The following is a 13,920-nucleotide window of genomic DNA, read 5'->3' on the forward strand; positions in this document are numbered from 1 at the left end:
CCAGAACCTGTACTGTATTGAGTCTCCATCCGGATCCGTCCCGCTGGCGGTCCATAATATCGACGTTCCCGCGTTCTGGGGGCTCGACTTGTCGGCGGTCAGTGAGTTGGCGACCGGCGGCTGGTTTGCGGCTTGAGCCGTTGTTACCGTAAAGTCAGCGATTCTGTAGTCACCCCAGGTATTGGCAGCGACGTTTTCAGGGTCCCCGATCCATACGTTTATCTGGTAGTCGCCGGGCTGGTCTGGGATCCAGTCCCACCAGTTGGTGTTGCTCCAGTCCTGTTTTAGCTGCCATTCTGTGCTCGGCGAAGGGCCCTTCAGCCAGAACTTGTATGAGATTGGGTCGCCGTCAGGATCCGTGGCTGTGGCGGTCCACCTTATGATGCTACCCACATCCTGTGGGCTTGTCATGTTCGGCGTGAGATCCAGGGCGACCGGCGGATCGTTGGCCACCGCCCCGGATATCGCGATGGCACCCAGGATCAGTAGCGTAAGAGCCAACCGCGATGCGTACCTGTAACAGCCTTTTGAGAAATCGCCGGGGCCGTCTTTTGGCCGGATCCCGGCGTTCTTCTTCAATGAGGGATCTTTCATCTCGATTACCACCCTGGTTCGGATCTACAAATTCATTCTCTCTTTGGAATCGGTGACTTTTGATTTTAAGTAGCTATTTTTCACATCAGGGTCCCGTCGGGGCTAGATGCTGTAACCCTCGTTTCACGTGAACTAGATGTAAGTCGGTTATTGATATACAACTTAACCTGTTAGTATCTACTGATAATAAAGTTTGTCGGATGAATAAATCGAAATCCGACCAACCTTCACGAACATCATAGAGATAGGGAAAGAATGTGGAGTATTATTTTGCTCTCTTTTGGATCGTGCCACTCTATCCTTTTCTGAATGCTTTCATGGTAATAGATTTTGTCGCTAATCTCTACAGTATCAGCGATATTATCGCGAATATGACGAATATTATAACGAGCCATTTGGCGATATCCATCGAAAGACCCGCGACTCCACGTGCCCCCAATACCGCCGCTATGAGGGCCAAAAAGAAGAACACTATAGCCAAGCCGATCAAGTCTGCCATTTTTATAAACTCCTAGAAGATGAGTGAAACATATCAAGCATTTGTTCCACTCATCCTCCGATCTATGCTGGCGGCATCGATCCTGATGTTTCCGGGTTAAATACATCCACGATGACTACGTTGCTCGGTTGGTTGTTAATCACAAAGTAGAGCATGTGTCTTCCAACCTCATCGGCATAGAAGTCCATGGTGTTATACCCTTCCGAGAACTGATACGTCTTGTACCTCGGAGCGGTTGTGTCGCCCTGAACTACCTCGTAGAATCCTGCATGTCCTTCGATGGGCACATCTGCAACCAGTTGCAGATAGTTTCCAACCGGGCTTACCACATATTGCGTCCAATTCGCTTCTCCTCGAACCCAGAGGTCATTGGTCAAGGAGGGGGCGAGGGTCAAATACTGAGAGTATGGCAATCCCAGACCTGCGCCGTAGTATACGTTGGAAGGTGTTGCCGTTGTAATATCGAACGTTATAGGATCAGTTACTACTCCGCCAGTCGCGGGGGCAGGTGTTCCTAATTCTACATAGTACCCTGTTCTTGTATAGTACTCCTGGTAGGGAGAGAAATAAGTCTCAGGAATTCTTTCGGTATAGAATTTATCTTCCGAGCTGTACCAGGGGAAGGCGGGAACGGGCCGGTCGAGCCACTGCACCATTCCGGATATCCCTGAGTCACTACTCCTGAAACCGATACGGTTGATGTCGGGGCTGAGCCAATCTCCACTGGACCCCATCCCGCCCGATCCCAGTTGTCCGCATGCCTGGAACGAAAGGCATATTAGTGCTATCGTAGATAGCAAAATTTTGCTGTATCGCATTTTTTAACATCTCCGACAATATACTACCTTCGACCTGATTCTTCGAAGGCCATCTATTCATCAATTACTTAATGCGGTTTCATCGAATAAATAGCTTTTGGTACCAAAATCTCAAAATGCCGCAGTGTTAAAGTACCGTAATGTGTATATATCTTAAGCTCAATAATCTAGATTTATGCCCAAGACTACATTGACACTATCAGATTCGATGGCCAAAACCCTGAAGGTTTATACCGTAAAAACCAAAAGCAGCCTGCATGCTCAAAGCCAGGTAGTAGAAGAGGCCTTGAAAGAGTTCTTCGAGAGGCGTGGTATCAAAATCGAAGGGTGAATCTTTCTCTTAGGGTGAGCGGCGAAGAGCCGCCATCCGGCAGCTCAGCATCGGCTAATGGAGCCTGTCTGGAATTAGGTCGCCGAAGTGGTTCTCTGCAACCTCGGATGAATCTACTCCGTCTGGTACAGACGTTTTTATCTCGCGCATGTATACCATAGTTCTGTAAGCTGCGAGAATAAACCCGTAGACAGCGGGCCCGACGATCACGCCCATGAACCCTATGGCAAAGATAGGCGCTGTAAATGCCGTGAGGGTGATCAGGGGGTGGATGGACGCACGGACTGATGCCAGACGTGGAAGAATCAGGTTATTGGGGATTATTACGAGGAAGATCATTCCGAAGGCTATTAGGGCTATCCCTTTGGTATAGTCCCCAGTCAGTATGTAATATAGAGCGAACGGCCCAAAGACTGTTTCCGGTCCTAATATGGGGACTAGGGCCGCAACAGCTATTATCATGCCAAAAAGTAAAGGATAGGGAATCCCAAACAGTTGGAATCCGATCGCGCCTATGGTACCTATAAGCAGAGCGATTATGAAGAATACCCGGAAAAGGCTCTCATAGATCAGGTTCAGCTCCTGAAGGAAATGAGCGACGACATCATCTTCAGGAAGCAGCCCCACAAATTCTTTTATTATCCATCTGCCGTCTACCAGGAAGTAATAGGTGAAAATTATCGCCAGCAAAATTTGAGCAAAGTATATGGGCAAATGTGAGGCGAAGCTGATGACGTGGTCCTGTAAAACTGGTTGCACCATTGAAATGAGGGCGGTGGGAATGTCGCCTATCGCCTTCACGTAATCTGCAGCCTGACCTGGTATGTACGTGTCTGCCAAGACATTGATGGCGCTGGAAAAGTTGGATGACAGTATCTGAAGATAGGCGACGCCACCTAGCCCCAGCAAGTTCGACATCTCCTCAATGAGCGCATCGGCTGCTACAAAGACTACAAATAAAAGTAAAAAAAATATTATTAACATTGAAATAATAGCTGATGCCCGATGGTGGTGACCGACATGCTTCGTTAGATACATAAAAACAGGATCCAAAATAAATGCCAGAAAAAAGCCCAACAAAATGGCTGGTAAAAAATCTTTTGTGATATATACGGCGAAGATCATTAGAATAATGAGAATAGCTGCAGATACGATGTAGAATCTTCGACGTTGATCCATGCCAGTTATTATCAGTTGATTTCTAGATATAACTTTTGTTAATTTGATTTGAATCCTTCGCAGCTCGCTCCTGGGTGGACCGCCGATGTTTGACGGACGACCGATCCCGGCGGGATTCGCCTTCGGTAGAAACCTGCATAGCTACAAAAAAAAGAGGAAATTCAGGCGAAGGGATGCTTTGCCGTCTCCTTCTTCGCGAGCGCCTCTTTCACCGTCGGCTCGCCTTTCATCGCTCTTTCTATGGCGAGCTTCGTCGCCCTGTAATTGTAGTCGGCGACCTTCTTTTTGTCTTCGGCGTCCCACTGGATGAAGACCGAGACGATGATGAGGAAGTCCTCGGCCTCATCCTCGGGGATCGTACCCTCCGCCACAGTGTCCATCACCGCCTTGGCCACCGCCGCCTGAGCGGGACCATACATCAGAAGCGCCTGGGTGGCGTTCGTGATCGTCACCTTGTTGACCATCAGGGCGGGGGGCTTTGTTATGAGGTTCGGCTCCAGGACCGCGAGAAGGGGAGTGTGACCCATCCTCGGCGATGCCAGGGCGGCGACGAAGGCCTCCTCGACGGCGGTTCCCTTCTTTCCTATGACGAGGTCGATGTGGGCGATCTCCGCCCCCTCTCCAGCAAGCGCCTCTCCTATGAGGGCTTTTTCGAAATGATGAGTCATCTCTCTATCTCCCCGGGACTGATAAAGGTCTATAGCGGTCAGTCTCCCCTCGTAACTTAGGGACTATGTTTTATATATTTTCTTTAGAGATCGTCTCTCTGGAGGATGAATCGATCGATGAAGAACGTCGCATGGGCCGTCACCGGGGCGGGCCACTATCTGGCCGAGAGCGTGGCGGCGATGAGGGAGGTATCCCGGAAGAACAGGGTCTGCACCTTCGTCTCGCGGGCCGGGGAGGAGGTCACGATGATGTACGGCATCTTCGATCGGCTATCAGAGATCTCGGGGGGAGGGTACCTCGAGGAGATATTTTTCGAGCGGGAGGAGGGGGCGAGCAGCCCCAAGGCCGGGAGGTTCATGATGAAGAGGTTCGACCTATTGATCATCGCCCCCGCTACCGCCAACACCGTCGCGAAGATCGTCTGCGGCATAGCCGACACGTTGCCGACGAACGCGGCCGCCCTCGCCAACAAGGCGGGGGTTCCCGTCTACGTCCTCCCCACCGACGTCCAGGATCGGGCTGAGACAGAGCCTCCCCGCACCATCGACAGGGATCTTTGCAGGCGGTGCGACGTCTGCGAGCCGAAAGAGGCCTGTCCAAAGGGGGCCATCGGGGAGCAGATCGACCTGGTGATCTGCGACGGCTGCGGGGTCTGCGCGGACCTCTGCCCCAGCGGCGCCATAAGGAAGGTCGAGATCTCAGTCGTGACGAGGCTCCTGGACAGGGAGAATATCGAGCGGCTGAGGGCGATCCCGGGGTTCACCGTCCTCGAAGGGGCCGAGGATATAGAGCGGCTCTTCTGACGGGATAGATGGCCCGCATTGATGAGAGGTCGATGGGGCCGAGCCGAGCCTGATCTGCAGTGCCGGTCCGAGGTGTAAGGTTTATCATCTAATGGTCAGATATGCCGGGGCAACGATGGAAGTTTTTGTAGTGAACAACTACGGTCAGTTCAACCACCTGATCCACCGGAGCATAAGGGAGATCGTCCCCGCTAAGATCATCTCCAACGAGACGCCGGCAGAGGAGATCGAGGCCGACGGCCTGATCCTCGGCGGAGGCCCCTCCCTCGGCCGGGCCGGAGAATGCAGAGAGTACCTGACGAAGCTAGACGTCCCGATCCTGGGGATCTGCCTGGGCCTGCAGCTGATGGCCGAGACCTTCGGGGGACGGGTCGAGAAGGGGGCGGTCGGCGGGTACGCCGAGGTGGATGTAGAGGTGCTGGAGGAGGACGATATCCTGAAGGGTCTCCCCTCGAAGATCAGGACCTGGGCCTCCCACGCCGACCAGGTCGTCCGCCTTCCGCAGCAGTTTCGGGTCCTTGCGAGGTCGCAGGTCTGCGAGATCGAGGCGATGCGCCACGAGACGCGCCCCCTCTACGGCGTCCAGTGGCACCCCGAGGTCGTCCACACCGAGGGGGGGACCAGGCTCCTGGAGAACTTCATCGAACTCTGCCGGGAACGGAGATAGGGCCGTTGAACCGACCTATTAAAAACGAGATTCTGGACGACCTGGATTCTCAGCTGGTGGGGGCCGAGAGCCTCTCAGCGAGGGCGATGGCTCGCGAGATCCAGCGGATCGGCTTTAAGTGCGAGGGGTGTGGCGACTGCTGCCGGGGCGAGGAGAACTGCGTCGCCCTATTCCCTTTCGAGATCAGGGCTATCGTCGCCGAGACCGGCGAGGGCTGGCTGGAAGCCGCCGGGCCCCCCGAAGAGGGGGAGTGGGACTGCGAGGGGAGCTTTCACACCCTGGAGTGGCGGCTCGCAAAAGCTGGCCGGGACTGCAAATACTATTCTGAGGGGCGGTGCCGGATCTACGGCGCAAGGCCCCTCCTCTGCCAGACCTACCCATTTTATCTGGAGAAGGGGCGCCTCAAATGGTCGGAATGCCGGGGGCTCGGGGGCGAGATCGGCCACTCGGAGGCCACGAAGCTCGCCGAGCTTCTGAAAAGAAGGCAGATCGTCGAGATCCGGGAGGCGATGGAGCTTGTCCGGAGGTACGAGGACTTCGAGAGGGGCGAGCCTTCGCCTCGCGGCAGATGCATCGTCCACGATAGCGATGGGTATCACGATATCGACTGGTCTGAGATCCAAGGGGCTTTCGGCCGCCGCATCAAGCTTTTCAGGGGGTGGTAGACCGGCCTTTTACCGACCCTCATCTTGGGCCTCGTACTCCAGGGTGCTGATGGCGTGCTTGAAGACGATGATCTTTTTTCCCTTCCCGACGTCCAGGAGGAGCTCGTAGTTGTTGTGAGATTCGAGCTTGGCTATCAGGGGCCTTCCGTCCATCAGCCTGATCGTCACCTTCTGGCCGACGGCCTTGGGGATGAACTGCTTCGGCCTGGCCGTCTCCTTCTTCGTCTCTTCTTCTCCCTCTCCTCTCGTATCCATGAACATCACAATCAACTCCTAATGACCGCAGATCGTCCCTTCTATGAGGTGCCTTCCCTCTTCCGATCGAAAGAGGGGGGGCTCCCAGTCCTCGACGATCTTTCTCCTCCTACTCCCGACCCTCCTTTCGCCCTCACCCTCTCCTCCGATCGGTCCGTCTCTATACCCGCTCTCATCCTCCATCTCCTTTTCCCTCCCCACCATTCCTTCGAGGCCTTCGCCAAACTCTGCCTCCTCGATACGGCGGATCAGGATTCCACGCTTCTGCCATGCGGGGCTCTTGGCGAGGTTGGTCCCCCGGCAGAAGAGCATCTCGTGGATCTCGCCCTCCTTCATCCCCCGGAGGCGGCCCATCGCCTCGCGGGGAGCTAGGCCATCATCGATGAGGGCGTAGAAGCCGGATGAGAAGACGTGGTTTCTCCAGGCCTCGTCCTGCCTATCCGCGAAGTACCCATTGATCTCGCTGGGGCAGAGGGGTATCGACCTCGCATCCATGGCGACGGCTCTTTCGAGGTTGAGGGATAGGTGACCGGAGAGGGACCCCGCCACCACCGAGTCGATCTTCTCGAGGCGGCCGCGGAAGGGGGGGACCGGGAAGAGGAGGTTGATCTCATCGGAGAAGGTGAAGGCGCAAACTGGAGAGAGCCCCGACTTCTCGACGAACGTCCTCGCTGCCCTCGCCATCGCCATCGCGAATCCCAGGTCGTGGGGCTTATCCGCCTTCTGGAGGATCTTTCCAAAACCCCTCCCGTCGGCCCTCACCACCAGGGGTCCCCGGACCCGCAGGTCGGCGTATACCTCCCGGCCGTCAGCCCTTCTTCTCATCGCTGTTGGGCATGGTGGCGAAGTGCTTGGTGATTATGATGTCCCCGACTGCGGTGACCCCCTGATAGGGTATTATTATCCCCTTCCCCTTGAGGTCGAGGAATGACTTGTTCAGGTTTCCCAGAGCAAGGCCGCTCACCTCGCCTACATCAGGATCGAGGACCACGTCGTCGACCCTCCCGACGAAGATCCCCTTCTGGGTGTAGACGTCCTGATCCAAAAGTGCTGTAATCTCGATGCGCATCTCGTCCCCTCCTATTGGGTAGATCCTCTCATATCATAAATCTTCTGATCAGGTGCCACCGGGCAGCGGCGACGAAGCTCTGCGGCGTTCTGGAATTGATGGAAGTGCGGCGGGGGCGCTGCTGGGCGGGATGGCCGACGATAGAAATAGCGGGCGACAGGAAAAAGAGCCGAAGAAACGCCGGTCCATCGGCTATGATGGACTGTTGAGTTGGGAGGGGCGATCCCCTCCCAACGCCCCCTTCATATCATAGCTCCCTATCAAGAGATCATCATCATTGCCGTCGTAATCTTGAGGCCGAGAGGAGACGAGACGATCCTCCCGGCGTCGCGGAGTTATACCATCGTCAATTTCTCGCGGGAATCGGCCGAAGCCCTCACCAGGTTATGGAGTAATACCTCACCTGGTAGCTGTCCCATCCGTCGGTCCCGGCGTGTTTTCCGTCCCTTATCCAGACGTTCACCTGGTTATCGCCGACGTCGGACGCGGTAGTCTGCCAGTTCCAGCTGTCGTTCGCCGTCCAACCGGTCATGTCCCTCCAAGCGTTCCCTGTGGAGGGGCCCTTCAGCCAGAACCTGTAGTATATCAGGTCGCCATCGGGGTCATGAGCGCCGGCGGTCCATACGACGTTCGTTCCGGCTTTCCTGGGACCTTCCCTGTTCGGCGATAGGCTGAAGGCGACAGGAGGCTGGTTCGTCGTCGGCGCGGAGCCGATCACCACGAACTCCCTCACCTGGTAGCTGTCCCATCCGTCGGTCCCTGCGTGTTTTCCGTCCCTTATCCAGACGTTCACCGAGCTAGTCCCAACGTCGGATCCGGTCGTCTGCCAGGTCCACCTGTCGTTCGCCGTCCAACCGGTCATGTCCTTCCAAGCGTTCCCTGTGGATGGGCCTTTCAGCCAGAACCGGTAGTATATCAGGTCGCCGTCAGGGTCCGTCGCCGTCGCCGTCCAGGTGACGGAGGACCCGGCCGACTGGGGGCTTTCACGGTTTGGCGTCAGAGACGTGGCCGTCGGCGGACTGTTCGTCCTCGGAACCGCGACGGTGAACTCCCTCACCTGGTAGCTGTCCCATCCGTCGGTCCCGGCGTGTTTTCCGTCCCTTATCCAGACGTTCACCGAGCTAGTCCCGACGTCGGATCCGGTCGTCTGCCAGGTCCAACTGTCCTTTGCCGTCCAACCGGTCATGTCCTTCCAAGCGTTCCCTGTGGATGGACCCTTAAGCCAGAACCGGTAGTATATCAGGTCGCCGTCGGGGTCCGTCGCCGTCGCCGTCCAGGTGACGGAGGATCCGACCACCTGCGGGCTTTCCCGGTTTGGCATCAGAGACGTGGCCGTCGGCGGACTGTTCGACCTCGGCATGGTTATCGTGTACTCTTTGATCAGGCTGCTCTTCGATCCGTCAGGTCCAGCGTGCCTCCCATCTTTGACGCTGACAGATATCTGGCTCGTCCCCGCGTCGGAGAGGGACGTCATCCAGGTCCATCGGTTGCTCGCCGTCCATCCCGTCATATCCTGCCAGGTCCAGCCAGTGGAGGGGCCGTTGAGCCAGAACTTGTATAGTATGGGGTCGCCGTCAGGGTCCGTCGCCCTGGCGGTCCAGGTGACGGAGGACCCCGCCACCAGGGGGCTGGGGTTGTCCGGGCGGAGGTCGGTGGCTACAGGAGGTTGGTTGTACCAGCTCCGGCTGTATCGGTCCGGCCCGCGATGGCTGGCCATCCACAGGCCGCGCCCTGCCATCGGCTCCTCAAGCCAGAAGCCGTCCAGGGAGCTTCCATGATAGTAGTAGAACCCCTCCGGCCCCGGGGCCGGGATATCGGACCAGGCAAAGGACGTATAAGCCATCCCCGGGCCCGTCGTCTGAAATGTTATCGTCCCCGCGGCAGAGGCTGATGAGGCTGCCGCCGCCAGGATCATCACCAATAGAGATATGATCCCCATGATGTAGGGAAGGTTATCCCTGACGAACGCCTCCTTCGCGAAGCTCTTCAGGGACTCCTCCCCCAATTTCGTGGTAAATAACCCCCCAACCATGCTCGAATCACCTACAAAGTCTTACTTTCTTCACGGCGAACCTTTCCGCCAAATAAAGCCTGGCCTGGGAAATTTAAATACCTATTTTTCATATTGGGTCCCTGTTAGTCGGTTTTACCCCATTTTCGGTTATATGAATCAATTGTTAATCACATATAGATGGGGGGGAGGGGGGGCTCCAGGACGGAGGAGACGGGGATAGATCTTCGACAGGGTCGGCATCTGCAACCCATCCTTACAGATATTTTTTTATATTAGAGTCTGTCCAATAATTGGTGGATGAAACTTATGTCTATATTGGAATTAGTTGTATTGCTTTCTTCCGCCATGATAACGGCTTGTTGCTCCCCTGGCATAGACTACGGCCTCGGAAAATCCAAATACGGCATAGCGATGATCTCGGATGAAAAAGCTTTTCACGGTCCAAACTCGGCAATGCTATCTGTATTTGAAAATAAGAAGTATATCAGGCTCATGATATACCTGGATGATCCTCTTCCTTTAGAAGAAGTCGACGACTTTTGTATGCAGATCCTTCCCCTCAGCGGTGGTGGAGACATGGAGATAAGGTTGTTTCTTGACGTCAACGGTGACGGAAGATACACCGATAAGAAATCGGCTGGAGACAACTGGGTGAAGTCGAGGGCAAATATTTGGGACGGGGTCGACCTCTCGGGTTCTGATTGGACGGAGCTAGACGCCTTCGATCAACGGTTTCAATTCCAGGACAGAAACAGCGTTGAAATAGGCGATTTGGCAGGATGCCAGGATCATTTCGGCCCAGCTGGAGTTGTTAGGATATGGATAACTCTATACGGAATCGGCGACGTCGGAGGGTCTTGTCTCATCGATTACATAAGGCTCGGCAGTTATACTCTGAGCTTTGAGCCTCTGGAAGATCAGGTGACAAAAGTGGGCAAGCCGAAGCGGATAAGCCAGGGGGGCAAGATCACCTACACCATCACCTACGGGAACGACCTTCTGGAGCCGATCACAAACCTGGTGATCGTAGAGGATTTCGACCCCAGGATGTCCCTCCTCTCGGCAGACCCGCCCCCAGACCCCGGGACGAAGAACGTCTGGACGATAGGGACTCTTCTTCCCGGAGAGTACGGCAAGATCGTCCTGGTGATGAAGATGGAGAAGCAGAACTTCGTTGCGGATCTGGAGGGGCGGGTCTCTGGGAACGGCTTCGTCTCCGTCAGGCGGAGGTTCACCACCGATAGGAGCCCTCACCTGATAGTAAACCAGGTGAGGATATCCTGCGACCAGTTCGAGAGGAGGGGGCGGGTCGAGACTCCGGTCCGGTCCATTGTGGGGACGACCCTCAGCTTCTCAGAGCACGGCTCCGGAGAGTACGAGTCGGAGGAGATATCGAGCTACAGGAGCAGCAGGATGAAGATGGAGAGATCCTTTGATGCCGTGAAGGAACCCGTTGCCATAAACCTCTCCTTCGGCCGCGCCCTTGGGTACAACTCCAGCTGGCACGCAACCCACATCTGCATCGATGATAAGAGGGGCTCCATCATAAGGGAGCGGTACCTCTATGCCGAGAATCTGAACCTGACAGGCCAGGCCGAGGTCCGGAGCACCAGGCTGAAACTCGGCTCTGTGTCCAACTTCACCGGGACGGCGATATACGATATCGAGAGCCACACCAAAGATAGAGACGCCGCCATCACCAGCCTCTTTAGGGGGAGCTACTCCCTCAAAAGCGGCAGCGATGTATATAAATGAATGAAAAGGCAGGAAGAAGTCAGATCACCAAATGAGCAAAAGGGACGATAGGATGAGAGGGCGGAGGGATATGCCCCCTCATCCTCATAGGAGGTCTGGCGATCTTGTTTCCCACTCCCCTTCCCGCAATGATACCCTAACACCCGCCCCTTTAAATGATTATTTTTCATGTGCGGTTCACGTTGGGGTCATCTGAAATCGGGAACTCCCAGAACCGCAAGCCTATTATCCTCGAAACCGGCCAAAAGACCTCTATGGGTCTGAACGTCCCCCAGTTCATCGAAGAAGCCGTAGCAGAGATCCGCCGCCAGGTGAAGGGAAGAGCGGTGATAGGCCTCTCCGGCGGCGTGGACAGCTCCGTATGCGCCTTTCTGGCCCGCGAGGCGATCGGAGACCGGCTCCTCCCGGTCTACGTCGACAGCGGGCTTATGCGGAAGGGCGAGTCGGAGAAGATAGAGAAGATGTTCTCCGACTTCAATCTCATCACCGTCCGCGCTGAGGAGCGGTTCCTCGCCGCTCTGGCGGGGGTTACCGACCCCGAGGATAAGAGGAAGGTGGTGGGGGAGACCTTCATCCGGGTCTTTGAGGATGAGGCGAGGCGCGTCGGTGCCGATTACCTGATCCAGGGGACGATCTACCCCGACCTGATCGAGTCTGAGGGGGGCATCAAGTCCCATCACAACGTCGGAGGCCTTCCCCTGGATATGGAGTTTAAGGGGATCGTCGAGCCGCTCCGGGACCTCTACAAGGACGAGGTGAGGGCCGTCGCGAGAGGGCTATCGATGCCCGCCGAGATATGCGAGAGGATGCCCTACCCCGGACCCGGCCTCTCCGTACGGATCCTGGGGGAAGTGACCCGGGAGAGGCTCGATGTGGTGAGGATCGCCAACGCCGTCGTCGAGGAGGAGCTGAAGGAGTTCATGCCGTGGCAGGCTTTCGCCGCGGTCCTGGGAAAGGCGACGGGGGTGAAGGGGGACATCAGGGCATACGGCTACGTGGTGGCGGTGAGGGCGGTCTCTTCGAGGGACGCCATGACCGCCGATGTCCTGGAGCTCCCCTGGGACGTTCTGAGGCGGATATCTCACAGGATCGCAGGAGAGATCCCGGAGGTATCCAGGGTCGTCTACGACCTGACGCCAAAGCCCCCCGGAACGATCGAATTTGAGTGAGCCTTCCCTGCGGTCAGGGGGCTGGGCGGTCAGAGGACGCCCTTGGTGCTGAGGACGCCCTTTCCCTCGACTTTTTTTGCCTCCTTAAACGCGAGTCCCAGGGCCTTGAAGATGCTCTCTGCCTTGTGGTGGTCGTTTACCCCATCGAACTCGACGTTCAGGGTGAGACTCCCCCCCACCACCAGGGCCGATAGCGTCGCCAGGACGTCCTGGGTGGCGAGGTCTGCGATCATATCGCCGCAGAACTCCCCCTTCGTCACCAGATAGGCCCTCCCGGAGAGGTCCAGGGCCACCTTGGCCACCGCCTCGTCCATGGGGACCGCCGCCCAGCCGTACCTTTTTATTCCCCGCTTATCCCCCAGCGCCGCGGCGAAGGCCGCACCCAGGGCCAGGCCGACGGCCCTCGCCCTCTGGGGTGCTACCCCCCCCTCGGCCTTCGCCGAGACGTCGATCTCACCCATCTTTGCGAGGGCGCCGAGGATGTGGTCGAGAAACCCAGATCCGGAGTCGATATCCCATTCTCCCGCACCATCAAGCTCCAACTTGATCTCCGCCCGCGCCCCGCCGACCTCAATGATTCCCTCTCCCTTCCTCATATCATCACCTATACGGATCCTCCATAAGCCCGCGACAGACCTCTACGAAACCTCCACAAAACCTACACGATGGCTCAGATCAGGGTCCGATGGCGGAAAGGGCCATTTTGAAGTCGAGCTTTCCCGTGTATATCGCCGTCCCGACGACGGCCCCCGCCGCCCCCGCCTCCCTCAGTACGAGGATGTCCTCGATGGTGGTGACCCCCCCCGCGGCGACGACCGGGATCTCCACCGCCTCCACGAGCCTCCTCGTCGGTTCGGGATCGATCCCCCGGACCTGCCCCTCAGTGTCGATGTTGGTGAATAGGAGAGATCCCGCGCCGCGATCCTGGAATAGGTGTCCAAGCTCCGCCGCCCCCTTCTCCAGCACCCTCTGCCACCCTTCGGTGGTGACCTTCCCCCCCCTGACGTCCAGGGCTACCATCACCCTATCCTTCCCGAAGTCGGCGGCGAGGTCGGTGACCATCTGGGGGCTTGCCAGGGCCGCGGTCCCCAGGATAACCCTATCGACTCCAAGTTCCAGGAGGGATGCTGCATCCTCTTGGGACCTGATCCCGCCCCCCACCTGGATGAAGAGGTCGAGCCTATCGACGATCTCCTCGATGATGGGTGCGTTTATCCTGACCCCCTGGATAGCCCCGTCCAGGTCTATGATGTGGAGGGTCGATGACCCCATCAGAGCCCATCGGACCGCCTGGGCGATGGGGTCGTCGAGGGATACCACCTCGGAACCAGGGACGCCTCCTACGAGCTGGACGCATCTTCCGCCGCGAAGGTCGACGGCAGGAAAGAGATCGAAAGTCATGAGTGGATCCTGGACCCCTGAGACCTTAAATC

16 protein-coding genes and 1 pseudogene are annotated in these 13,920 nt (G+C 56.8%); 6 read left to right on the forward strand and 11 right to left on the reverse strand.

The genetic code is table 11. The annotated features are described in order from the left end of the window. The 3 genes and pseudogenes from P0O24_RS08650 to P0O24_RS08660 all read right to left on the reverse strand — a co-directional run. Positions 1 to 594 (reverse strand): annotated as a pseudogene (locus P0O24_RS08650) (hypothetical protein); the annotation flags it as partial. 343 nt (positions 595 to 937) lie between these two features. After that, positions 938 to 1,093 (reverse strand): DUF1328 family protein, encoded by a 156-nt coding sequence (locus P0O24_RS08655; protein ID WP_316969353.1) that lies wholly within the window; start codon positions 1,091 to 1,093, stop codon positions 938 to 940. 62 nt (positions 1,094 to 1,155) lie between these two features. Beyond that, positions 1,156 to 1,911 carry a hypothetical protein gene (locus P0O24_RS08660; protein WP_316969354.1) on the reverse strand — a complete coding sequence of 252 codons (756 nt, stop codon included), beginning with the start codon at positions 1,909 to 1,911 and terminating at the stop codon, positions 1,156 to 1,158. 175 nt (positions 1,912 to 2,086) lie between these two features. Here P0O24_RS08660 and P0O24_RS08665 point away from each other — a divergent pair, with 175 nt between their 5' ends. Further along, positions 2,087 to 2,242 carry a hypothetical protein gene (locus P0O24_RS08665; protein WP_316969355.1) on the forward strand — a complete coding sequence of 52 codons (156 nt, stop codon included), beginning with the start codon at positions 2,087 to 2,089 and terminating at the stop codon, positions 2,240 to 2,242. 54 nt (positions 2,243 to 2,296) lie between these two features. On the opposite strand, the gene P0O24_RS08670 is transcribed toward P0O24_RS08665, so the two are convergent. Both P0O24_RS08670 and fae read right to left on the reverse strand, forming a co-directional pair. After that, positions 2,297 to 3,421, reverse strand: coding sequence for an AI-2E family transporter (locus tag P0O24_RS08670; protein ID WP_316969356.1), 1,125 nt, complete (start codon positions 3,419 to 3,421; stop codon positions 2,297 to 2,299). A gap of 161 nt (positions 3,422 to 3,582) precedes the next feature. Further along, the gene (fae, locus tag P0O24_RS08675) at positions 3,583 to 4,089 is read right to left on the reverse strand and encodes a formaldehyde-activating enzyme (protein WP_316969357.1); all 507 of its coding nucleotides are present in this window, start codon (positions 4,087 to 4,089) and stop codon (positions 3,583 to 3,585) included. 117 nt (positions 4,090 to 4,206) lie between these two features. Here fae and P0O24_RS08680 point away from each other — a divergent pair, with 117 nt between their 5' ends. The 3 genes from P0O24_RS08680 to P0O24_RS08690 all read left to right on the forward strand — a co-directional run bounded on the left by P0O24_RS08680 (position 4,207) and on the right by P0O24_RS08690 (position 6,225). Further along, entirely contained in the window at positions 4,207 to 4,893 is a 687-nt protein-coding gene (locus P0O24_RS08680) for a flavoprotein (protein WP_316969358.1), read from the forward strand. Positions 4,894 to 5,008: 115 nt separating this feature from the next. Beyond that, the gene (locus P0O24_RS08685) at positions 5,009 to 5,560 is read left to right on the forward strand and encodes a GMP synthase subunit A (protein WP_316969359.1); all 552 of its coding nucleotides are present in this window, start codon (positions 5,009 to 5,011) and stop codon (positions 5,558 to 5,560) included. 5 nt (positions 5,561 to 5,565) lie between these two features. Next, entirely contained in the window at positions 5,566 to 6,225 is a 660-nt protein-coding gene (locus P0O24_RS08690) for a YkgJ family cysteine cluster protein (protein ID WP_316969360.1), read from the forward strand. A 9-nt stretch (positions 6,226 to 6,234) separates the two neighbouring features. Here P0O24_RS08690 and P0O24_RS08695 read toward each other — a convergent pair whose 3' ends face one another. The 4 genes from P0O24_RS08695 to P0O24_RS08710 all read right to left on the reverse strand — a co-directional run bounded on the left by P0O24_RS08695 (position 6,235) and on the right by P0O24_RS08710 (position 9,554). Continuing rightward, positions 6,235 to 6,486 (reverse strand): RNA chaperone Hfq, encoded by a 252-nt coding sequence (locus P0O24_RS08695; protein WP_316969361.1) that lies wholly within the window; start codon positions 6,484 to 6,486, stop codon positions 6,235 to 6,237. Between the two features lie 12 nt (positions 6,487 to 6,498). Beyond that, on the reverse strand, positions 6,499 to 7,305 hold the full coding sequence (locus P0O24_RS08700) for a tRNA(His) guanylyltransferase Thg1 family protein (protein WP_316969362.1): 807 nt from the start codon (positions 7,303 to 7,305) through the stop codon (positions 6,499 to 6,501). Continuing rightward, positions 7,289 to 7,549 (reverse strand): PRC-barrel domain-containing protein, encoded by a 261-nt coding sequence (locus tag P0O24_RS08705; RefSeq protein ID WP_316969363.1) that lies wholly within the window; start codon positions 7,547 to 7,549, stop codon positions 7,289 to 7,291. Before P0O24_RS08705 ends, P0O24_RS08700 begins: the two co-directional genes overlap by 17 nt. Positions 7,550 to 7,925: 376 nt before the next feature. Next, positions 7,926 to 9,554, reverse strand: coding sequence for a hypothetical protein (locus P0O24_RS08710; protein ID WP_316969364.1), 1,629 nt, complete (start codon positions 9,552 to 9,554; stop codon positions 7,926 to 7,928). Positions 9,555 to 10,139: 585 nt separating this feature from the next. Between P0O24_RS08710 and P0O24_RS08715 the strand changes: the two genes are divergently transcribed. Then, entirely contained in the window at positions 10,140 to 11,318 is a 1,179-nt protein-coding gene (locus P0O24_RS08715) for a hypothetical protein (protein ID WP_316969365.1), read from the forward strand. A gap of 254 nt (positions 11,319 to 11,572) precedes the next feature. After that, positions 11,573 to 12,487 (forward strand): glutamine-hydrolyzing GMP synthase, encoded by a 915-nt coding sequence (guaA, locus tag P0O24_RS08720; RefSeq protein ID WP_316969366.1) that lies wholly within the window; start codon positions 11,573 to 11,575, stop codon positions 12,485 to 12,487. 29 nt (positions 12,488 to 12,516) lie between these two features. On the opposite strand, the gene P0O24_RS08725 is transcribed toward guaA, so the two are convergent. After that, positions 12,517 to 13,083 (reverse strand): imidazoleglycerol-phosphate dehydratase, encoded by a 567-nt coding sequence (locus tag P0O24_RS08725; RefSeq protein WP_316969367.1) that lies wholly within the window; start codon positions 13,081 to 13,083, stop codon positions 12,517 to 12,519. A gap of 79 nt (positions 13,084 to 13,162) precedes the next feature. Beyond that, positions 13,163 to 13,888 carry a 1-(5-phosphoribosyl)-5-[(5-phosphoribosylamino)methylideneamino]imidazole-4-carboxamide isomerase gene (gene hisA / locus P0O24_RS08730; protein ID WP_316969368.1) on the reverse strand — a complete coding sequence of 242 codons (726 nt, stop codon included), beginning with the start codon at positions 13,886 to 13,888 and terminating at the stop codon, positions 13,163 to 13,165. Between the last annotated feature and the right edge of the window lie 32 nt (positions 13,889 to 13,920).

Source organism: Candidatus Methanocrinis alkalitolerans, assembly GCF_029167205.1.
In the GTDB taxonomy this organism is placed as follows: domain Archaea; phylum Halobacteriota; class Methanosarcinia; order Methanotrichales; family Methanotrichaceae; genus Methanocrinis; species Methanocrinis alkalitolerans.

What these genes read in the sequence shown, in the direction of transcription:
- P0O24_RS08705 (WP_316969363.1), bottom strand. Translation starts at nt 7,549, where the DNA reads ATGCGCATCGAGATTACAGCACTTTTGGATCAGGACGTCTACACCCAG.
- hisA (WP_316969368.1), bottom strand. Translation starts at nt 13,888, where the DNA reads ATGACTTTCGATCTCTTTCCTGCCGTCGACCTTCGCGGCGGAAGATGC.
- P0O24_RS08685 (WP_316969359.1), top strand. Translation starts at nt 5,009, where the DNA reads ATGGAAGTTTTTGTAGTGAACAACTACGGTCAGTTCAACCACCTGATC.
- guaA (WP_316969366.1), top strand. Translation starts at nt 11,573, where the DNA reads ATGGGTCTGAACGTCCCCCAGTTCATCGAAGAAGCCGTAGCAGAGATC.
- P0O24_RS08680 (WP_316969358.1), top strand. Translation starts at nt 4,207, where the DNA reads ATGAAGAACGTCGCATGGGCCGTCACCGGGGCGGGCCACTATCTGGCC.
- P0O24_RS08660 (WP_316969354.1), bottom strand. Translation starts at nt 1,911, where the DNA reads ATGCGATACAGCAAAATTTTGCTATCTACGATAGCACTAATATGCCTT.
- P0O24_RS08725 (WP_316969367.1), bottom strand. Translation starts at nt 13,083, where the DNA reads ATGAGGAAGGGAGAGGGAATCATTGAGGTCGGCGGGGCGCGGGCGGAG.
- P0O24_RS08695 (WP_316969361.1), bottom strand. Translation starts at nt 6,486, where the DNA reads ATGTTCATGGATACGAGAGGAGAGGGAGAAGAAGAGACGAAGAAGGAG.
- P0O24_RS08670 (WP_316969356.1), bottom strand. Translation starts at nt 3,421, where the DNA reads ATGGATCAACGTCGAAGATTCTACATCGTATCTGCAGCTATTCTCATT.
- P0O24_RS08655 (WP_316969353.1), bottom strand. Translation starts at nt 1,093, where the DNA reads ATGGCAGACTTGATCGGCTTGGCTATAGTGTTCTTCTTTTTGGCCCTC.
- P0O24_RS08700 (WP_316969362.1), bottom strand. Translation starts at nt 7,305, where the DNA reads ATGAGAAGAAGGGCTGACGGCCGGGAGGTATACGCCGACCTGCGGGTC.
- fae (WP_316969357.1), bottom strand. Translation starts at nt 4,089, where the DNA reads ATGACTCATCATTTCGAAAAAGCCCTCATAGGAGAGGCGCTTGCTGGA.
- P0O24_RS08715 (WP_316969365.1), top strand. Translation starts at nt 10,140, where the DNA reads ATGGAGATAAGGTTGTTTCTTGACGTCAACGGTGACGGAAGATACACC.
- P0O24_RS08665 (WP_316969355.1), top strand. Translation starts at nt 2,087, where the DNA reads ATGCCCAAGACTACATTGACACTATCAGATTCGATGGCCAAAACCCTG.